General features: G+C 68.3%; 17 protein-coding genes. 5 read left to right on the forward strand and 12 right to left on the reverse strand.

Annotated features, from left to right (window positions below; all coding sequences use genetic code 11):
* Positions 1-9 precede the first annotated feature (9 nt).
* From EL337_RS20630 to EL337_RS20680, 11 genes are all read right to left on the reverse strand, one after another.
* Positions 10-630 carry a hypothetical protein gene (locus EL337_RS20630; protein ID WP_048633360.1) on the reverse strand — a complete coding sequence of 207 codons (621 nt, stop codon included), beginning with the start codon at positions 628-630 and terminating at the stop codon, positions 10-12.
* A gap of 70 nt (positions 631-700) precedes the next feature.
* Entirely contained in the window at positions 701-1,300 is a 600-nt protein-coding gene (locus EL337_RS20635; RefSeq protein ID WP_048633361.1) for a cysteine hydrolase family protein, read from the reverse strand.
* Between the two features lie 25 nt (positions 1,301-1,325).
* On the reverse strand, positions 1,326-2,057 hold the full coding sequence (locus tag EL337_RS20640; RefSeq protein WP_048633362.1) for a 3'(2'),5'-bisphosphate nucleotidase CysQ: 732 nt from the start codon (positions 2,055-2,057) through the stop codon (positions 1,326-1,328).
* 2 nt (positions 2,058-2,059) lie between these two features.
* Positions 2,060-3,907 carry a sulfate adenylyltransferase subunit CysN gene (gene cysN, locus EL337_RS20645; RefSeq protein WP_048633363.1) on the reverse strand — a complete coding sequence of 616 codons (1,848 nt, stop codon included), beginning with the start codon at positions 3,905-3,907 and terminating at the stop codon, positions 2,060-2,062.
* On the reverse strand, positions 3,907-4,836 hold the full coding sequence (gene cysD, locus EL337_RS20650; RefSeq protein WP_048633364.1) for a sulfate adenylyltransferase subunit CysD: 930 nt from the start codon (positions 4,834-4,836) through the stop codon (positions 3,907-3,909). The genes cysN and cysD overlap by 1 nt, the downstream gene beginning before the upstream one ends.
* A gap of 135 nt (positions 4,837-4,971) precedes the next feature.
* Positions 4,972-5,463 (reverse strand): beta-class carbonic anhydrase, encoded by a 492-nt coding sequence (locus tag EL337_RS20655; RefSeq protein ID WP_048633365.1) that lies wholly within the window; start codon positions 5,461-5,463, stop codon positions 4,972-4,974.
* An 84-nt stretch (positions 5,464-5,547) separates the two neighbouring features.
* Positions 5,548-7,473: a glycosyltransferase family 39 protein gene (locus EL337_RS20660; protein ID WP_048633366.1), complete on the reverse strand. Its 1,926-nt coding sequence runs from the start codon at positions 7,471-7,473 to the stop codon at positions 5,548-5,550.
* Positions 7,470-8,750 carry a bifunctional glycosyltransferase family 2/GtrA family protein gene (locus EL337_RS20665; protein ID WP_109860154.1) on the reverse strand — a complete coding sequence of 427 codons (1,281 nt, stop codon included), beginning with the start codon at positions 8,748-8,750 and terminating at the stop codon, positions 7,470-7,472. Before EL337_RS20665 ends, EL337_RS20660 begins: the two co-directional genes overlap by 4 nt.
* A 29-nt stretch (positions 8,751-8,779) precedes the next feature.
* A complete protein-coding gene (locus EL337_RS20670; RefSeq protein WP_053086843.1) occupies positions 8,780-10,693 on the reverse strand; it encodes an ArnT family glycosyltransferase in 1,914 nt (637 codons plus the stop codon).
* A gap of 22 nt (positions 10,694-10,715) precedes the next feature.
* Positions 10,716-12,323 (reverse strand): sensor histidine kinase, encoded by a 1,608-nt coding sequence (locus EL337_RS20675; RefSeq protein WP_048633367.1) that lies wholly within the window; start codon positions 12,321-12,323, stop codon positions 10,716-10,718.
* On the reverse strand, positions 12,301-13,005 hold the full coding sequence (locus tag EL337_RS20680; protein WP_048633490.1) for a response regulator transcription factor: 705 nt from the start codon (positions 13,003-13,005) through the stop codon (positions 12,301-12,303). The genes EL337_RS20675 and EL337_RS20680 overlap by 23 nt, the downstream gene beginning before the upstream one ends.
* Positions 13,006-13,218: 213 nt before the next feature.
* Between EL337_RS20680 and EL337_RS20685 the strand changes: the two genes are divergently transcribed.
* The 5 genes from EL337_RS20685 to EL337_RS20705 all read left to right on the forward strand — a co-directional run bounded on the left by EL337_RS20685 (position 13,219) and on the right by EL337_RS20705 (position 19,387).
* Positions 13,219-13,755, forward strand: a complete 537-nt coding sequence (locus tag EL337_RS20685; RefSeq protein ID WP_048633368.1) for a hypothetical protein — start codon at positions 13,219-13,221, stop codon at positions 13,753-13,755.
* A 107-nt stretch (positions 13,756-13,862) separates the two neighbouring features.
* Positions 13,863-14,840: an oligopeptide ABC transporter permease OppB gene (locus tag EL337_RS20690; RefSeq protein WP_048633369.1), complete on the forward strand. Its 978-nt coding sequence runs from the start codon at positions 13,863-13,865 to the stop codon at positions 14,838-14,840.
* Positions 14,837-15,760, forward strand: coding sequence for an oligopeptide ABC transporter permease OppC (locus tag EL337_RS20695; RefSeq protein ID WP_197724136.1), 924 nt, complete (start codon positions 14,837-14,839; stop codon positions 15,758-15,760). Before EL337_RS20690 ends, EL337_RS20695 begins: the two co-directional genes overlap by 4 nt.
* Positions 15,761-15,788: 28 nt before the next feature.
* A complete protein-coding gene (locus EL337_RS20700; protein ID WP_048633370.1) occupies positions 15,789-17,636 on the forward strand; it encodes an oligopeptide ABC transporter ATP-binding protein OppD in 1,848 nt (615 codons plus the stop codon).
* Positions 17,637-17,731: 95 nt separating this feature from the next.
* Positions 17,732-19,387, forward strand: a complete 1,656-nt coding sequence (locus tag EL337_RS20705) for an oligopeptide ABC transporter substrate-binding protein OppA (protein ID WP_048633371.1) — start codon at positions 17,732-17,734, stop codon at positions 19,385-19,387.
* On the opposite strand, the gene EL337_RS20710 is transcribed toward EL337_RS20705, so the two are convergent.
* Entirely contained in the window at positions 19,377-20,633 is a 1,257-nt protein-coding gene (locus tag EL337_RS20710) for an alpha/beta fold hydrolase (protein ID WP_048633492.1), read from the reverse strand. The genes EL337_RS20705 and EL337_RS20710 overlap by 11 nt on opposite strands.
* Between the last annotated feature and the right edge of the window lie 126 nt (positions 20,634-20,759).

The raw sequence follows: 20,759 nt of genomic DNA on the forward strand, positions 1-20,759 counted from the left end.
CCGTGTGGCCTAGCCGTAGATCTTCTTCAGGTTTTCGGCAGAACTCGCAAAGATGCCCGACGCGACAAGGTAGCCCGCGACGAATGCTGCGTCGTAACCGCGTTCCTTCAGCTTCCCGATGTGGACCTTGGTCATCGTCGCGTATGCGCTGCTCTTCTTCAGCGTGGGGTAGCCGTTGTTCCCTTCGCGCTTGAGGTCCATCAGGATTTCGTGGTGATCTCCGGGCACGCCTCGGTCCCGCTCGCCGGTCATCAGATCAAGTGCACCCGTCGCCGCAGCCCATCCCGCCAGAGTCCCCGGGATGTGCTCGGTAACTCCGAGGATCCTGCCGTCTGCGAGCTTTATGCCAAGTTCGAGCATCTTCAGATCGGTTTCGAGCACGAGCACCGGCCCGCCCGGTTCACCCCCACGTCCGCGAGTGCTGCCGATGTTACCGTTCGAGGCGTAGTCAGCGAGCACAGGGCCACCGTAGTAGGACACCTCGGATTTGTTGTGAACGATCAACGCGCGGCGCGGGTATCCGTCCGGGTCGTGCTCGGCGAAGTACTCGGCCACAGCACCGACGGCCGTGTCGATGTCGACCGGCCCCGAAAACCACACATTGTCAGCGGGCACTTGCTTGCGATCCACGATGGCAGTCTTCCAAACGCGCCTGACATTGGATCGCTCACACGCCGGGGTGACGACGGGGTGAGCTGGCCTAATCGGGTATCGATGCACCGTCCGGTACCACGACCGCAAACAGGTCTGAGAGGGCCGCGAGGCTAGCGGCTTGCAGCGACGCCGCTGGTACTGGCTCACTTCCGAGACCAGGAAGCGCCCGCGTCGCCGTCGCCGACGCGACCACCGTCGGCGCATACCCCAGGTTGAAGGCGCCGCGTGCCGTCGAGTTCACGCACATGTGCGTCATGAACCCGGCCAGGACGAGGTTCGTCGCTTCCAGGGCCTTGAGCTGAGCGTCGAGGTCGGTCTGCACGAACGAGTTCGGGTACTGCTTGACCACCACCGGTTCACTGTCCCGCGGGGCGACGAGCGGGACGATCGCCCCGATGTCGTCGGAGAGGTCGTACGGTGAACCGGCGCCGCCGTCGTGCTGGATGTGGATGACCGGGATGCCGGCCGTCCGTGCACGGTCCAGCAGCAGAGCGGCTTCCTCCAGCGCGGCCTGCACGTTCTCGAGCTCCATCACGCCGCGGGTGTAGGTGTTCTGGCAGTCGATCAGGACGAGCACCGAGTCCGCGAGACTCACCGGGGCGAGCGGGAGGCCGGACAGCGCCCGCAGGGTGTTGGGATCAGACATCGTCGCAGCCTACTGCGCCGGCCCGTCAGCCCGCGGTCACCGCCAGCACGGCGTCGGCGAGTTCAGGGCGGCACACGATCAGGTCGGGCAGCTTGGAATCACGCTGGTTGTAGACCAGCGGTGACCCGTCGATCCGCGACGTGAACAGGCCGGCTGCCCGCGCCACGGCCACCGGAGCAGCGGAATCCCATTCGTACTGTCCGCCCGCATGCACGTAGGCATCGGACAGACCCTGCACGACGGACGCGACCTTCGCGCCGGCCGAACCCATCTCGACGAGGGTGCCGTTCAGTGCATCCTTGACTGCCAGCGCGATGGCGGGTGGCCGGGTGCGGGACACGACGATGCGGGGGGCCTCGGGCGCGGCCGGCGGCGCGATGACGGTCGGCGTGGCCAGCGTGACGCCCTGCGCGGGGAGCGCAACCGCGCCGGCGATCAGGTCACCGGATTCCCAGAGGGCGACGTGCACGGCCCAGTCCGTCCGGCCCAGCTCGGAGAATTCGCGGGTCCCGTCGAGAGGGTCGACGATCCACACCCGCGCGGCGGACAGCCGCACCGGATCGTCGACACCTTCCTCCGACAGCACGGCATCGTCGGGCCGCTCGGCGGTCAGCGCAGCCAGCAGAAAGTCGTGGGAGCGTTTGTCCCCCGCGGCTTTTCGCTCCTCGGCGCTGGCATCGGCCAGCTCGGCGCGGACGTCGAGCAGCAGCGCGCCCGCCTCGGTGGCCAGCCGCGCCGCCAGCTCGTGGTCGCCCATGGCTACTTCTCCCGGCTTTCCAACAGGGCGATCACGGCGTCGGCGTGCTCATCCGGTGTCCGGTCCGGGGTCAACTGCACATCCGGATTCTTGGGCCGCTGATACGGGCTGTCGATCCCGGTGAAGTGCGTGATCTCCCCGGCCCTGGCCTTGGCGTACAGGCCCTTCGGGTCCCGGCGTTCACAGTCCTCCAGCGGGGTGTCACAGAACACCTCCATGAACTCGACACCGGCATCGGCGGCGACCTTGCGCGCCAACTCGCGGTGCTCGGCCAGCGGGCTGATGGCTGGGACCAGAACCACCTGACCCGAGTCGGCAAGGATCGACGCCACGTGGGCGAGCCTGCGCAGGTTCTCCGACCGGTCGGCCATCGAGAAGCCGAGGTCGGCGTTGAGGCCGTGGCGCAGGTTGTCGCCGTCGAGAACGTAAGCCGGAACACCCTTTTCGAGCAGCTTCTGTTCGACCAGCATCGCCACCGACGACTTTCCCGAGCCGGAGAGACCGGTGAACCAGATCATCCGACCTGTGCTCAGCCGGTCGTCGGCCGTGCACAGCGACTCGTGGCGCACCGTGTTCGGGCTTGAGGTGCGGGTCGAGACCTGCGGCAGGATCATGCCCGCGCCGACCGTGCCGTTGGTGTTCGGGTCGATCAGGATGAACGATCCCGTCGCCGTGTTGCGGCTGTATTCATCGAGCAGCAGGGGCACCTGGGTGCGCAGCGAGATGCGGCCCAGTTCATTGAGTTTGAGTGCCGTCGCTTCCTTGTCACGGTGCAGAGTGTTGACGTCGAGCCGGTAATCCAGGCCCGTCACCTTCGCCCGCGTCGTGCGGGTGGTGTGCTTGATCAGGTAGTCGCGGCCCGGCTCCAGCGATGCGCCGTCGGCCATCCAGCAGACGGTGGCGTCGAATTCCTGTGCCACCCTGGGCCGATTGTTGGGACGCGCGATCATGTCGCCGCGGGAGATGTCGATGTCGTCGGCCAGGCTGACCGATACCGCCATCGGCGGGAAGGCCTCCTGCACCGGGCCGCTGGGGCCCTCGATCGCCGCGACGCGCGACGACAGCCCGCTGGGCAGCACGACGACGTCGTCGCCCACCTTCATCACGCCGCCGGCCACCGTACCGGCATAGCTGCGGTGGTCGTGATGCTCAAGGCTCTGCGGACGGATCACGTACTGAACGGGGAACCGCACGTCGGTCAGGTTGCGGTCGCCCGCGACGTAGACCTCTTCGAGGTGCGCCAGCAGCGGCGGCCCTTCGTACCACGGGGTCTTGTCGGATTTGGTGACGACGTTGTCGCCTGTGAGCGCCGACAGCGGAATGGTCGTCACGTCGTGGACGTCCAGTCGGGCCGCGAAATCATGGAAGTCGTCACGGATCTTCTCGAACTGTTCTCTGTCCCAGTCGATCAGGTCCATCTTGTTGACCGCGAGGACGATGTGCTGAATGCCGAGCAGCGAGGCGAGGAACGCGTGCCTGCGGGACTGCTCGAGCAGGCCGTGGCGGGCGTCGACCAGCACGATCGCCAACTGCGCGGTCGAGGTGCCGGTGACCATATTGCGGGTGTACTGGATGTGCCCTGGCGTGTCGGCGATGATGAATTTCCGCTTGGCCGTGGCGAAGTAGCGGTAGGCGACGTCGATCGTGATGCCCTGCTCACGCTCGGCCCGCAGGCCGTCGGTGACCAGAGCCAGGTCGGTGTAGTCGTGTCCGCGTTCCTTGGAGGTCCGCTCGACAGCGGCGAGCTGGTCCTCCATGACGGCCTTGGAGTCAAAGAGCAGCCGCCCGATCAGGGTGGACTTGCCGTCGTCGACCGAGCCCGCGGTCGCGATGCGAAGCAACGTTGCCATCAGAAATATCCTTCGCGCTTGCGGTCTTCCATCCCCGCTTCGGAGATTCGGTCGTCGGCACGGGTCGCTCCCCGCTCGGTGAGCCGTGAAATGGCCGTCTCGGCGATCACTTCCGACACCGTTGCAGCAGTGGATTCCACGCAGCCGGTGCACGTGACGTCGCCGACGGTGCGGAACCGCACGGTCTTCTCGATGATCGGCTCGTCCTTGCGGGGCTGCAGGTACTTGTGCACCGCGAGCAGCATCCCGTCGCGCTCGAACACCTTGCGCTGGTGCGCATAGTAGATCGACGGCAGCACGATCTTCTCGGCGCCGATGTAGGACCAGATGTCGAACTCGGTCCAGTTGGAGATGGGGAACGCGCGGATGTGCTCGCCCTTGTGGTGCCGCCCGTTGTACAGATTCCACAGCTCGGGACGCTGCGCCTTGGGATCCCACTGACCGAACTCGTCACGGAAGCTGAACACCCGCTCCTTGGCGCGCGCCTTCTCCTCGTCGCGCCGGGCCCCGCCGAACGCGGCGTCGAATTTGTTCTCCCGGATCGCCCGCAACAATGTGAACGTCTGCATCGGATTTCGCGACGGGATGGTCTCGACCACCCGGCCCGCGTCGATGTCGTCCTGAACCTTGGCCACCACCAGACGGACGCCGTGCTCGGCGACCATCTCGTCGCGGACCTGCAGTACCTCGTCGAAGTTGTGCCCGGTGTCGACGTGCATCACCGGGAACGGCAGCCGGCCGGGGCGGAACGCCTTGATGGCCAGGTGCAGCATCACGATCGAGTCCTTACCGCCGGAGAACAGCAGCACCGGCTTCTCGAACTCGGCGGCGACCTCGCGGATGATGTGGATCGCCTCGGCCTCCAGCGAGCGCAGGTGACTTAGTTCGTATCGCCCGGCGTTCTGCGTGAGCTCTTCGGTCGCGGTCATCGATTCCCCGCTAAGTTGGTAGGTTTGACCATAATTATGGGCATAACCGGAAATTGTGCCGCAGGACCGTCCGCGCTGTCAACGGGCAGAGGCCGGTCTGCGCATTTCGCGTGCCGGCAGGTCGGGGGGGGTGTTCTACACCGTGACCTCGGCGAGCGCGCCGGTCGCGACGTCGAAGACGAACCCCCGCAGCGACTCGTGCTTCGTGACGAACGGGCTGGCCTCGATGCGGCGCAGTGACTGCCGCACGTCCTCCTCCACATCCGGGAAGGCCTCGGCCGCCCATTCGGGCTTCAGGCCCGTCTCGTCCTGGATCGCCCGCTTGAAATCGTCGTCGGTGAAGGTGAGCATGCCGCAGTCGGTGTGGTGGATGAGGATGATCTCCCTGGTGCCGAGCAACCGCTGACTGATCGCCAGCGACCGGATCTCGTCGTCGGTGACGACACCGCCCGCGTTGCGGATGACGTGCGCCTCCCCGTCCTTCAACCCGAGCACCCGGTAGACGTCGAGTCGGGCGTCCATGCATGCCACCACTGCCACGTGCTTGCTGGGCGGCAGCGGCAGTGGCCCCTGAAACGTCTTGGCGTATTCCTGGTTGTTCTTGAGGTACTCGTCGGTGACCGTCATGGGCGCGAAGCTAACAGCCCGGACGGCTCCAGTCACCAGTCTGGATCACCCAGATCGAAGACCGGAACTGCGCGTCGCGCGGCATCACGCCTGCAGGTCGTAGACCGTGGTGCCGCCCACATCCATCGCGGTGAAGTTGTGCGCCACCCACGCGGTGATCTCGGCGGCCGAGCCTGTGTCGCCGCCGGGACCGCGGTGGCCCCCGGCGATGAAGTACCTGACCTGACCGTCGGCCACGTAGCCCTGGAACTGCGCCAGCGTGGGCGAGTTGTCGCCGCCCGTGAAGCCGCCGATCGCCATCACCGAGGCACCCGTCTGGAGCTCGAGGTCGGCGGTCGTCATCGAACCGATACCGGCTGCCGCCCAACGGTTGTCGGCAGCCTTGACGAGCTCCTGGAGTTCGGAATTGTCCGACACCGATGCGCCGGGACCGCCAGGCGCCCCGGGACCGCCGGGACCGCCTGGGCCGCCGGACCCGCCGGGTGACACCGGCCCCGACATCGCCCCGGGCCCACTGGCCGCGTGCATCGCCGTCTCGATCGCGTACGCGGCCGATCCCGCCCCGGCGAACAGGATCCCGGCTGCCACCACCACTGCGGTGAGACGCCCGAGGCGGTGCACACCCACCGCGATAATCGCCGCCACCGCGATCGAGCCGACCAGCACCACCCATCGCAGCCACGGCTGCCAGTCCGGGGTGCGATCGAGCAGGACGAATGTCCACACACCGGTGGCCGCGGACATGAGGGCAAGGACGACGCGCGACGCGAAGACCTGCCTGCCACGCCACAGTTCGACCACGGTGATGCCGACCAGAGCCGCGATCGCGGGGGCCAGCGCCACGGTGTAGTACGGATGGATGGTGCCGTCCATGAAGCTGAAGACGGCGCCGGTGACCAGCAGCCAACCGCCCCACAGCAGCAGACCGGCCCGCACACCCGCGGTGCGCGCGGTCCGCCGGGTGAGCCAGAGGCCTGCGACGAGCCCGATCAACGCGGCAGGCAGCAGCCACGACGCCTCGGCACCCATGGACGCGCCGAACAGCCGGGTGATCCCCGGGTCGCCACCGAAGAACAGGTGCGCGCCCGCCGGGGCAGCGGCTCCGCCGGGCCCGCCCGGCCCGTCCGGACCGCCCGGGCCTCCGAATCCGCCGCCGGGCATGCCGCCGCCACCGGTCATCCGTTGTAGTCCGTTGTAACCCAACGCAAGCTGCAGCAGGCTGTTGTCGGTCGAGCCGCCGATGTAGGGCCGGGAATCCGCGGGCCACAGGCTGACCATCGCCAGGAATGAGCCCGCCGTCACGACCATCGTGACCGCGCCGATCACCAGCTTGCCCACCCGCTGCCAGAGGCCCACCGGCGCGGCGACCAGGAAGGCCAGCGCCAGCCCGGGCATCACCAAAAACGCTTGCAGCATCTTCGTCAGGAACGCGAAGCCGAGCACCACGCCCACCAGGACGAGCCATCGGGTACCACCGGTCTGGATGGCGCGCACCATCAGGTACGCGGCCACCACGAGCAGCAGCACCAGAAGTGCATCGGGGTTGTTGTACCGGAACATCGATGCGGCCACCGGCGTCACAGCCAGCGCCAGGCCGGCGATGAGGCCGGCAGCCGGCCCACTGATCCGGCGCACCGCGGCAAACAACACCGCCACCGAACCGACCCCCATCAACGCCTGGGGTAGCAGCATCGTGAACGGGGTGAAGCCGAACAGCCGACCCGACAACGCCATCAGCCACAGTGCCGCAGGGGGTTTGTCAACGGTGATCGCATTCCCCGCGTCTAGCGATCCGAACAGCCACGCCTTCCAGTCCTGTGTACCGGCCTGTGCGGCTGCGGCGTAGTACTGGTTGGCCCAACCCGAGGACCCCAGACCGATCAGATAGAGCGCAGCGGTCGCGGCCAGCAGCGCGACCAGCGCGGGCAGCACCCAGCGGGGGCGGTCGGACCGAACGGGCTCGGAGTCTGCGCCGGCGTTGTGGGCCGCGTTGACGACGACGGTGGTCATCGTGGGTTTCCTTTGGTGGTCGTGCGACGGGGATGGAACACCCAGCCGCGAAGCAGGACGAATCGCACTGCCGTGGCGAGCAGGTTGGCCGCGACGAGAACGGCGAGTTCGACCATGTGATGCGGGGATTGGGTGGTGGCGTGCAGTATGCCGAGAGCGCCGCTGGTGATGGTCAGCGCGACGCCGAACACGATCAGACCCTCGACGTGGTGCCGGGCCAGCTGTGGGCGGCCGCCGACACCGAACGTGAATCGCCGGTTTGCCGCGGTGTTGCCGATCGCGGTGATCAGAAGCGCGATCAGGTTGGCCAGCTGCGCGCCGGCCCACCCCTGCAGAAGAATGAACAGCAGGATGTAGGCGACGGTCGACGTCACCCCGACGGCACCGAAACGGACCACCTGACGCAGCAGCGACCGGGGTGCGGCCGCCTCCCGCGAATTGCCCAACTGAGCGGCGATGGTGTTGACCGGAATCGCTCCGGTGGCGAGACCACGCATGAGCCGGCCGATGCCCAACAGATCAGCGGTCGCGGTGGCGATGATGTCGACCCGGCTGTCCGGATCGTCCACCCAGTCCACGGGGACCTCGTGGATGCGCAGTCCGCTGCGCTCGGCGAGCACGAGCAATTCGGTGTCGAAGAACCATCCGGTGTCCTCGACGTGCGGCAGCAGGCGGGCCGCGACGTCGGCGCGGATCGCCTTGAATCCGCACTGGGCGTCGGAAAAATGAGCGGACAGAGTCGATTTGAGAATCAGGTTGTAGCACCGCGAGATGATCTCCCGCTTGGGGCCACGCGTGACACGCGCGCCCCGTGCCAGCCTGGTGCCGATCGCGAGGTCGGAATGGCCGGAGATCAGCGGCGCGACCAGCGGGCCGATCGCGGCGAGATCGGTCGACAGGTCGACGTCCATGTAGACCAGCACCGCGGCGTCGGACTCCGACCACACCCGGTGCAGGGCACGTCCCCGCCCCTTCTCCTCGAGCCGGACCACCCTGACATCGTCCAGTTCGGCGGCGAGCTCGGCCGCAATGCGCGGCGTGTCGTCGATGCTGGCGTTGTCGGCGATGGTGATCCGGGCCGGAAACGGGACCGCCACCTGCAGATAGCGGTGAAGCCGGTGAATCGACGCCGCGAGCGCAGCCTGCTCGTTGTAGACGGGCACGACGACGTCGAGCACCGGCGTTCCTGATTCACGCGCGGTCAGTGCAGCGTGCGGCCGGGATCCGAAACGGCGTTCCGCGCTGGGGGTCTCGGGCTCGAGAGCGATGTCTGTCATGCCTTCCATGCTGGTGTCGGCGTGTGTGCTCATCGTGGGGCCGAGCTATGCGCCTGCTGTGAGATGACGGGCGACTGGGTCAGGTCGTAGACGGCTGTGCCATCGACGGTGATCTCGGGGTACCGCGCCTCGACCCACTCCCGGATCGCAGCCGACTCCTGGGCGCCGCTGCCGTTCTGGTGGCCCATCATCATCGTGGGACCGAGGATGAAGTAGTGGATCTGTCCGGCGTCAACCATGTCGATGAACTCGGGGAGCGTCGGCGCGGGGTCGGTGCCATTGAACCCGCCGATGGCCATCACCGGCGCCCCGGTGGCGAGCTGGTAGCCTGCCGCGTTGTTGGAGCCGACAACTGCTGCTGCCCAGGTGAATTGGTCAGCGTTCGTGGACAGCAGCCGGATCAGATCGGGATGCGGGGTGGGCGAGCTCAGCAACCCGCCGCCGTCGAAGCGGCCACCGGTTCCGCCGCCGAAGCCCCCTGGGCCTCCGCGAGACGGCCCGACCGACGGAAGGGCGCCGGTGTGCGGTGACGCCGCCGTGGCGACCGAGAACGCGACCGGGGCGGCCAGACAGGACACCACGGCCAGACCGGCGACAAAGCGGGTGGCACCCCGACTCAGCCGGCCCACCACGATCAGCAGGACTGCGGCGCCCACTCCCCCGACGGCGACCGCCGCCCGCAGCCACGGCATCCAGTCGCTGTATCGCGACAGCAGCACCGCTGCCAGGACCACGGTGACGAGGACCGCACCGGCCAGACAGGTCGCGGCGCGAAGGTCGTGACGTTGCCGCCACAACAACGTTGCGCCGATGGCGATTCCGGCCGCGATGGCCGGCGCGAGGGCCACCGTGTAGTACGGGTGGACGATGCCGTTCATGTAACTGAACACCACCGCGGTGACGACGAGCCAGCCGCCCCAGAGAATCAGGGCAGCGCGAACGGGATCGGTGCGGGGCCTGCGCCGGGTGAGGACCAGCCCGCCCGCGATGCAGATGACCGCGGCCGGCAGCAGCCACGCGATATCGGACCCCATAGTCGGGGCGAACAGGCGACCCCAGCCCACGTCGTGGTTGAGGTTGCCCAGACCGCCCGGCTCGTTACCGGTCAGTCGGCCGAAACCGTTGTAGCCCAACGTAAGCTCGACGATGCTGTTGTGCTGCGAGCCGCCGATGTAGGGCCGCGAGCTCTCCGGCCACAGCTCGGCGAGCAGCACGTACCACCCTGCGGACACCACGACGGTCCCGGCCGCGACCAGGCTGTCGACGACGCGACGGGATAACGTCCGTTGCCCCGCAACGAGATACGTGGCTGCCAGCGCAGGCAGGACCAGCAGCGCCTGCAGCATCTTGGCCAGGAAGCCGAGGCCGACCGCGGCACCCGCCGCGACGAGCCACCACCGGCTGGCGTTCTCTTCACACGCCCGCAGGGTGCAGTAGGCGGCGACGACGAGCAGCAGCACCAGCAGCGCATCCGGGTTGTTGAACCGGAACATCAGCGCCGCCACCGGCATCGCGGCGAGTACCGCTCCGGCGATGAGGCCGGCGCCGGGCCCGCACACCCGCCGCACCGCGGCATAGAGCACCCCGACGGCGGCCACCCCCATGAGCGCCTGAGGCACGAGCACGCTCCACGGGTTGAATCCGAACAGCCGCGCCGAGATGTCCATCACCCACAGCGCCGCGGGCGGCTTGTCGACCGTGATCGCGTTGGCGGCATCGCTGGAACCGAACAGCATCGCCGTCCAGTTCTGCGAGCCGGCCTGCACGGCTGCGGAGTAGTACGCGTTGGCCCACCCGCTCGCGCCGAGATTCCACAGGTACAGCGCGCCGGTCGCCACGAGCAGCGCCACCAGGGCGGCGCGGTGCCACCACCGACTCGCCGGGCGTGGCACCACCGCGGCAGGCGTCGCTGCGGTCCGCTCGTCCGAGATCAGCAAGCTCACCTAACGATCTTCGGTGACCCCGCTAGGCGTCTGATTGGTCCGAGCTGTGGCTGCGCTGTGAATCGCCGGGTAGGCGGACGACGAACTCGGTCCTGCCGGGCCTGCTGTGCACCTCGATGGTCCCGTGGTGCGCACGGACGACGGCAGCGACGATGGCCAGGCCGAGGCCGGTGCTGCTGCCGCCGCGCCGGGCCCGCGACGAGTCGCCGCGGGCGAACCGCTCGAAGACCTCGGGTTGCAGCCAGGACGGGATTCCCGGACCGTCGTCGAGAACCGTCAGCACCACGTCGCCGGTGTCGCCGACGGCCAGTGACGTCGTGACGACGGTGCCGGGCGGAGTGTGCGTGCGGGCGTTGGCCAGCAGATTCGCCAGCACCTGATGCAGCCGAGCCTCGTCCCCGGTGACCGCGACGGGTTCGTCAGGGAGGTCGAGTTCCCACGTGTAGTCGGGTCCGGCGATGTGCGCGTCGCTGACGGCGTCGACGATGAGCCGCGTGACGTCGACGCTGTCGCGTTGCAGTGGTCGGCCGGTATCGAGGCGGGCGAGCAGCAGCATGTCCTCGACGAGCTGGGTCATGCGCTCGGTCTCCGACTCGACGCGATTCATCGCATGTGCGACGTCGTCGGGAAGCTGTGACCTTTTGCGTTGCGCCAGTTCGGTATAGCCGCGGATGGCGGCCAACGGGGTGCGCAACTCGTGGCTGGCATCTGCGACGAACTGCCGCACCCGGGTTTCGCTGGCGTGCCGCGCCGACAGCGCCCCGGCGATGCGGTCGAGCATCCGGTTCAGCGCGCCACCGAGCTGACCGACCTCGGTGTGCGCGGCCGCGGGGTCGACCTTGACGATCGGTGTGGGCAGTCGTACCTCTCCCCGATCCAGTTCCAGGTCCGCCACCTGCTGGGCTGCCCCGGAAACCCTTGCCAGTGGGGCCAGTTGACGGCGGACGATGATCACACCCGCCGTGCCCGCACCGACCAGCGCGACGGCCGCGACCCCCGCGAAGAGCACAGCCACCCACACCAGCGTGTCGTCGACATCGGCGGTCGGCAGGCCGGCAACCACCGCCTCACCGGGAATGTGGGCCGCGAAGGCAACCACGCGATAGCGTCCCAGGCCGTCGAGATCCACCGTTTCAGGTCGCTCGCCGACGGCCACCGCGGCGAGTTGTTGCGCTGCCCCGGAGGAGACTTCGGTGCGGGAACCGTCGGCGTTGATGACCGCGGCCGCCTGCGTCTGCCCGTCGGCGACCACTGCGCCGACGGTGTGGATGGCCTGGCCCGGCGCGTTCAGGAACGACGGCCCCGGGCCGTCGTCGGCGCGGCGATCATATCCCGGCGGGGGCGGCAGCCCCGGTGGGAGCGGCATCCCGGGAGGCGGCGGCATCCCCGGCGGCGGGGGTGGCCCGAACTCGAAGATCATCGACGACCGCCGTCCGGCCTCGATCACTTGCTCGTCGAGTTGGCGTATCAGAAAGCGTTGCAGCGCAAACTCGGTCGCGATACCGATGCCCGCGCACACCGCGGCCAGCAGGAGCACCTGGGTGACGATCAGCCGAGAGCGCAGCGACCACCCGCGCGGCGACAGCACAGCGGCAAGCCGGGTGCGGTCAGCGCGCGGGCTTGAGGACATACCCGGCGCCGCGCAGCGTGTGGATCATCGGTTCCCGCCCGCTGTCGATCTTCTTCCTCAGATAGGACACGTACAGCTCGACGATGTTCGATCGGCCACCGAAGTCGTAACTCCACACCCGGTCGAGGATCTGCGCCTTGCTCAGCACGCGCTTGGCATTGCGCATCATGAACCGCAGCAGCTCGAATTCTGTTGCTGTCAGCGAGATCAGCTCACCGGCGCGGGTCACCTCGTGGCTGTCTTCGTCCAGGACGAGGTCGCCGACGACGATCTTGGCCCCGCCGCTCTCGGTACTGACACCTGTGCGCCGCAGCAGCGCCCGCAACCTCAGCACCACCTCCTCGATGCTGAACGGCTTGGTCACGTAGTCGTCGCCACCCGCGGTCAGACCGGCGATACGGTCCTCCACCGAGTCTTTCGCGGTGAGCAGCAGCAGCGGAAGCCCGGGGATCTGCTCGCGCAGCTTGCGCAGCACCTCCAGCCCGCTCATATCCGGCAGCATCACATCGAGCACGACCACGTCGGGCGGGGTCTGCTTCGCCAGCGCGATGGCCGTCGCGCCATCCCCGGCGGTCGAGATCTCCCAGCCTTCGTAGCGCAGCGCCATCGACACCAGTTCGGCCAGCACCGCCTCGTCATCGACGACGAGCACGTGGATCGGGCCGCCGTCGGCCCGGCGCATCACGACCCGGGCGGGATCACCGTCGCCGGAGGCGCCGGAACCGGCAATCGCCACGGAGCTCTGGGCGCTGTGCGGGTGGGCCATGCGTCCAGTATCCGTCGGCGCACTAGGCGCCGACTATGACTTCCCTATGTGCGAGCTGTGAACCGCAGACTCATCGGGCGCAGAGCGCACCCACAGCCGACACACATACACACGCGCCAAGGTGGGCCCATGGCGACCGAACACCGCACAGGTGACGACACAGAAGGGGGCAGCCCCGCGGCGCAGCCACGTGCGTGGGGCACCCGGGCGACCCTGCTGGCACTGGGCATCGCGGCGGCCATCGCCGTCCTGGGCGGCGCCGTGATCTACGCGGCGACCGGCCAGTCGTCGCCGCAGTTCATCGGACCCCCCGGGCAACACGGGCCGGGTCCAGGCGGCGGGCTGCCGCCCGCGGCGTCAGCGGCGGGGACCGGTCTCGGCACCCGGGGTCACGCCGGCCCGCCGGTGCACGGACAGGTCGTCGTCGACGACGGATCCGGTGGCTTCGTCACGGTGCTGAGCCAGACGGGTGTCGTCACCGCCGTCACACCGCATTCGCTCACCGTGCGCAGCCCCGACGGATTCGTGCAGAGCTGGGCACTCGCGCAGGGCCAGGGCTCGGCAGCCGCCGTCGACGACAGCGTGATGATCCAGGGCGAACAGACGGCCGGGGAACCCCTGCCCAAGGTCACCCAGGTGCTCGACCCGCTGGTCACACCCCGCTGAGCACCGGGCTGTCGGCCATCGGCCGGCCCCGTTCAGGCCTGTCGGTCGGCTGTACCACCACATATCTCCTAACCTGAGCGCATGCAGTCCCACGGCGGAAGCACCGGATGACCCGGTTCCTCGCGCGTCGGCTGCTGAACTATGTGGTCCTACTCGGGCTGGCGTCCTTTCTCACATTCGCACTGACCTCGGTGATGTTCGAGCCCCTCGACAGCCTGTTGGAGCGCAATCCGCGCCCGGCGCAGAGCGTCATCGACGCCAAAGCCGCCGAGCTCAACCTCGACAAGCCGATCCCGGTCCGTTACGGCGACTGGGTCGCGGGCGCGGTTCGCGGTGACTTCGGTACCACCGTGGGCGGCCAGCCGGTCACCGATGAGCTGTGGCGGCGCATCGGGGTCAGCCTGCGGCTGGTGATCATCGGATCGATCGTCGGCACCTTCCTCGGCGTGGTGGCCGGCGCGTGGGGCGCGGTCCGCCAATACCGGATGTCCGACCGGGTCATCACGACGCTGGCGCTGCTGATCCTGAGCACACCGACCTTCGTGATCGCCAACCTGCTGATCCTCGCCGCGCTGCGCGGGAACTCGATCCTGGGGATGCAGGTGTTCGAATACACCGGAGAGACGTCGTCCGACGCCGTCGGCGGGGCGTGGAGTCAGTTCATCGACCGGCTGCAGCACCTGGTGCTGCCGACCCTCACCCTGGCGCTGGGTGCGATCGCCGGCTTCAGCCGCTATCAGCGCAACGCGATGCTCGATGTGCTGGGTCAGGACTTCATCCGCACCGCCCGCGCCAAGGGGCTGACGCGGCGGCAGGCGCTGTTCAAGCACGGCCTGCGCACCGCGCTGATCCCGATGGCCACTCTGTTCGCCTACGGCGTGGGCGGGCTGTTCACCGGTGCGGTGTTCGTCGAGAAGATCTTCGGGTGGCACGGTATCGGCGAGTGGTTCGTGCAGGGCATCACCACCCAGGACACCAACATCATCGTCGCGATCACCGTGTTCACCGGCGCGACGGTGCTGCTGGCCGGGCTGCTGTCCGATGTGCTCTATGCGACGCTGGATCCGAGGGTGCGGGTGACGTGACCGACGAGCCTGTCACCGAATTGCCGACCGAGCATCGGTTCGTGTCCCGCCGCACGCTGGTGTGGCGACGATTCGTGCGCAACCGGCCTGCGGTGATCTCGCTGGTGGTGCTGGCGGCCCTGTTCATCAGTTGCTACGCGCTGCCGCCGCTGCTGCCCTTCTCCCACACGGAGTTGGACTATTACGCCCTGCAGCAGCCGCCGACGACGACGCACTGGTTCGGTACCAACGCGCTGGGTCAGGACATCCTGGCGCAGACCCTGAGGGGCATGCAGAAATCGCTGCTCATCGGTGTATGCGTGGCGTTCCTGTCCACGCTGATCGCCGCGACCGTCGGCGCGATCGCGGGATACTTCGGCGCCTGGCGCAGCACCGCCCTGATGTGGGTGGTCGACCTTCTCCTGGTGGTGCCCAGCTTCCTGCTGATCGCGATCGTCACCCCCAGAACCCGGGAATCCGGCACCATCCTGTGGCTCATCCTGCTGCTGGCCGCCTTCAGCTGGATGATCAGCGCGCGCATCGTGCGCGGGATGACGATGAGCCTCAAAGAGCGTGAATTCGTGACGGCCGCAAGGTATATGGGCGTCAGCAATCGACGCATCATCGTCCGCCACATCCTGCCCAACGTGGCGTCCATCCTGATCATCGACACCGCACTGAACGTCGGCCTGGCCGTCCTGGCCGAAACCAGCCTCAGTTTCCTGGGTTTCGGCGTGCAGCCACCCGACGTGTCCTTGGGAACACTGATCGCCGACGGCACCCGCTCGGTGACCACCTTCTCGTGGGTGTTCCTGTTCCCCGCCGGGGTGCTGGTGCTGATCGTGTTCTGCGCCAACCTCGTCGGTGATGGATTGCGGGACGCACTGGATCCGGGTGTGCGGCCCATGAGCGCTCGCGCGAAGAGGAGGCAGGCCCGATGAGCGCTCGCGCGAAGAGGAGACAACACCGATGAGCCTCCTCGAGGTGCAGGGGTTGCACGTCGATTTTCCCGTCGACACCCCCACCGGCACCGAACGCGTTCCCGCCGTGCGAGGTCTGGACTACCACGTCGAGTCCGGCGAGGTCGTCGCGCTGGTCGGCGAATCCGGTGCGGGCAAGTCCGCAGGCGCGATGGCCGTCATCGGGCTGCTGCCCGACTACGCCGAGGTGTCGGGTTCGGTGCGGTTGCACGGCGATGAGCTTCTCGGGTTGACCGACCACCAGATGTCGCGGATCCGCGGCGCGAAGATCGGGACGGTGTTCCAGGACCCGATGTCGGCACTGACGCCGGTCTACACCGTCGGCGACCAGATCGCCGAAGCCCTCCGGATTCATCAGCGCGACACGGATGCCCGGGCCGCCCGCACCCGCGCCGTCGAGCTCCTGGAGCTCGTCGGCATCGCCCAACCCGCGCAGCGCGCGCGGGCGTTCCCGCACGAGATGTCCGGCGGTGAACGGCAACGCGTGGTGATCGCGATCGCGATCGCCAACGATCCGGACCTGCTGATCTGTGACGAACCGACCACCGCGCTCGATGTGACCGTGCAGGCGCAGATCCTCGACGTGCTGCGCACCGCCCGCGACGTCACCGGGGCCGGCGTGCTGATCATCACCCACGACCTCGGGGTGGTCGCCGAGTTCGCGGACCGCGCGCTGGTGATGTACGCGGGCAGGGCGGTCGAGACCGCACCCGTCGCCGACCTGTACCGCAGCCGCCGAATGCCCTACACCGCCGGACTTCTAGGCTCGGCGCCCCGGCTCGACGCGGTCCAGGGGTCGCGTCTCGTGCCCATTCCGGGGGCGCCCCCCTCCGTGGCCGCGCTCCCGTCCGGCTGCCCCTTCGCCCCGCGTTGCCCGCTGGCCGTGGACGACTGCCGGGACGCCGAACCGGAACTGGCGCCGGTGGGACCCGGGCACCTCGTCGCGTGTATCCGCAGCGACAAGGTCGAAGGCAGGTCCGCGGCGGAGATCTACGGCGTCTCGACGGCAGCGCCGCCCGTGGCAGCCGCCGCTGACGAGACCGTCGCTGTGCGTGTCACCGACCTGTCGAAGACCTACGCGCTGACCAAGGGCGTGGTGTTCCGGCGCCGGATCGGCGAGGTACGCGCCGTCGACGGCGTCAGCTTCGACCTACACCAGGGCAGGACGCTGGGCATCGTCGGCGAGTCGGGGTCGGGCAAGTCGACCACGCTGCACCAGATCCTGGAGCTGACGGCACCGGAGGCGGGCACGATCGAAGTGCTCGGACACGATGTCGCGACGTTGGACCGGCGGGCTCGGCGCAACCTCCGCGGGGACCTTCAGGTGGTGTTCCAGGACCCGGTGGCATCCTTGGATCCGCGGCTCCCGGTGTTCGACGTGTTGGCCGAACCGTTGCAGGCCAACGGTTCCAGCAAGGCCGACGCCCGCGACCGGATCGCCGAGCTGCTCACGGTGGTGGGGCTGCGGCGTGAGGACGCCAGCCGATACCCTGCCGAATTCTCGGGCGGTCAGAAGCAGCGCATCGGCATCGCCCGGGCCCTGGCGCTGCAGCCGAAGATCCTGGCACTCGACGAACCGGTGTCCGCACTGGACGTCTCGATTCAGGCGGGCATCATCAATCTGTTGCTGGACCTGCAGGACCGTTTCGGGCTGGCCTACCTGTTCGTGTCGCACGATCTGTCGGTGGTGCGCCACCTCGCCCACCGGGTCGCGGTGATGCACAAGGGGAAGATCGTCGAGCAGGGCGACAGCGAGCAGGTGTTCGGAAGCCCACAGCACGAGTACACCCGGCGACTGCTGGCCGCGGTACCTCGCCCGCACGCCGATCACAGTTAGAGTCGGTCGGCATGACGTATGTGAGCTCGCGAGCAGACGGAACCACCCGCGTGCGGGGGAACGGAAACTCGCATGTTCCTTCCCGTACGCGTGCGATGTCGCGTCTGCTCGCGGTGGGGGCGGCGGTGGCGTTGATACTTTCCGGGTGCTCCAGCGGTGACACCTCGGCGCCGTCGGCCGGTGGCAACGCCGAATTGGGCGCCACGGCCGACATCAATCCGCAGGATCCCGCCACGCTGCAGCAGGGCGGCAACCTGCGCCTGGCGCTGACCGGCTTTCCCTCGAACTTCAACAACCTGCACATCGACGGCAACCTCGGCGAGATCGGACGCATGTACCGCCCGACGCTGCCCCGCGCGTTCGTCATCAAGCCCGACGGCGAGATGACGGTCAACAGCGACTATTTCACCAGCGTCGAATTGACGAGCACCGACCCTCAGGTCGTGACCTACACCATCAATCCGAAGGCGGTGTGGACCAACGACAGACCTGTCACCTGGGAGGACATCGCCGCCCAGATCAACGCCACCAGCGGCAAGGACAAGCGCTTCCTGTTCGCCTCCCCCAACGGCAGCGAGCGGGTCGCGTCGGTCACCAAAGGTGTCGACGACCGCCAGGCTGTGGTCACCTTCGCCAAGCACTACGCCGACTGGCGCGGGATGTTCGCCGGCAACGGCATGCTCTACCCGAAGGAGATGACACAGGATCCCGAAGCGTTCAACAAGGGCTTCCTGAACGGCCCCGGCCCGTCGGCTGGGCCGTTCATGGTCACCGACATCGACCGGGGTGCCCAGCGGATCACGTTGGGCCGCAACCCGAAATGGTGGGGCACGCCACCGCTGCTGGACACGATGAGCTTCACCGTGCTCGACGACGCCGCGATGTTGCCCGCGCTGGAGAACAACGCACTGGACTCGGTAGGCCTTGCGACGCTCGACGATCTGGAACGGGCCCGCCGCGCCAGCGGCGTCACCATCCGACGCGCGCCGGCACCGAACTGGTACCACCTCACGCTCAACGGCGCAGACGGCGCTCTGCTGTCAGACCCGGCACTGCGGTCCGCGATCACCAAGGGGCTCGACCGCCAGGCCATCACGGCGGTGTCCCAACGCGGCCTCACCGACAACCCGGAGGCGCTGAACAATCACATCTACCTGGCCGGCCAGGAGGGCTACCAGGACAACAGCATCGGGTTCGATCCCGAGGCCGCCAAGCGGGAGCTGGACGCGCAGGGGTGGACGCTCAACGGCCAGTTCCGCGAGAAGGACGGCCGCCGGCTCACGATCCGCGACGTCTTCTACGACGGCGCGAGCACCCGGGCCATCGCCCAGGTCGCGCAGAACCAGCTCGCCCAGATCGGCGTCAACCTGGAGCTGGTCCCCGTGGCCGGTGGCTCGTTGTTCTCCGACTACGTCACGCCGGGTAACTTCGATATCGCCCAGTTCGCCTGGGGCGGTGATGCTTTCCCATTGAGCAGCCTGACGCAGACGTACGCGTCGCAGGGCGAGAGCAACTACGGCAGGATCGGCAGCCCGCAGATCGACGCGAAGATCGAGGAGACGCTGTCGGAGCTGGACCCGGCCAGAGCTCGGGAACTTGCCAACGAACTCGACGTGATGCTGTGGGACATCGGGCACAGCCTGCCGCTGTTTCAGGCCCCCGGCAACGTCGCCGTCCGCAGCAATCTGGCCAACTACGGCCCCGCCGGCATCGGCGACATCAACTACTCGGCGATCGGGTTCATGAAGTAGTCGCCTGGCGCACCGCGCGTGGTACCGCGCCGGGGACCGCCGATTCCGCGCGGGCAGCGACGCCGATGGCGCGCACCAGCAACCGCACCGTGAGGTTGGCCGGCAGCGCATCGAGTTCCGACGAGCGGGCCGGTAGTTCGTGCATCGTGCCGGCGTTGACCGCGGTGCAGATCTCCAGGGCGGCGCGTTCACGGGTGTCGAGGATGCTGTGGCCGGCGGTGGGGAGCTCGACGAGCACCGAATCCGGGATCAGCCCGGCCTCGCGGCGGGCCACCTCCGGCGGCGTCGTCAGGTCGCGTCCACCGGAGATCACCGCGGTCGGCCAGGTGAAGCCAGGCAGGGCGCCCGGCAGGTCGTAGGGCTCGGCATCGAATTCAACGTCACCCGAAGCCATTTCCCGAAACGCGACAGCTGGGTCCAGCGGGCCGCCGTCGGGTACGGCACCGTAGTTCAGCTCGCGGTAGGCGATGCGCTCCACGAGGTCGGGCTCGTGATGGTAGGGGGTTTTGCGCTCGAGCAGCTTCCGCGTGCCCAGACCCACCGCCGCCCACAGCAGCTCCCGGCCGCCCAGCAGCAGGTCCAGCTGACGACGCAGCACGTCGGGGCCTGCCGCGCCGTACATGTCCCCGATCAGCTGGACATCCTTGGAGGTGAGCACCCCCTCGGCGGCCAGGTGCCGCACCCGCGAGGCCAGGTCGGCGCTGCCGGGTGCGAGGCCGTCCCACAGGACACGCCGTGTCTGCGCCCGCACGATGTCGATGTCGTCGGCCGACAGCAACGGCGAATCCAGGACCATCGCGTGCACCCGGTGCGGGTGACGCACACCCATCCCGGCAGCCAGGTACGAACCGTAGGAGGTGCCGTAGATGATGGCCTTGTCCACGTGGGCGTCGTCGAGCACCGCGTCGATGTCGTCGACGGCGGCGTCGACCGTCAGCGCCTCGGGCGGGAGATCGGCTCCGTTGTCGTCGTGACGGGAGAGCCCGACCCCGCGATGCTCGATCATGATGACGTCGAGACCGGCGACCGCCGCCCGCCGACGGAACGCCCGGTACAGCGCAATGGAGGCTGCTCCCGGCCCGCCGGGGATGACGACCAGCGGATTCGACGATTTGCGGCCGGTGCGCACGTAGAAGACGTCGAAGTTCTCGTCGCTGTCCTGGCGGACCGGCCGGCGAACCGGGCGCACACCGGGCAGCGCGGCGAGCTTGTCGTGCGCCCGGCGACGTCTGGGATTCATCGTCATCACGCTCATTGTGCCCCCGGGACACGGGTGCGAGCACGCCGAGTGCGCCGAGGGGACCGAGTGGCGCGTGTGACCACGGCGATCAGCCAAAACCCCTTGCGCGGCAGCGCCGTTGCGTACTGTCAG

Origin of the sequence: Mycolicibacterium aurum (assembly GCF_900637195.1) — a bacterium.
GTDB classification, from domain to species: Bacteria; Actinomycetota; Actinomycetes; order Mycobacteriales; family Mycobacteriaceae; genus Mycobacterium; species Mycobacterium aurum.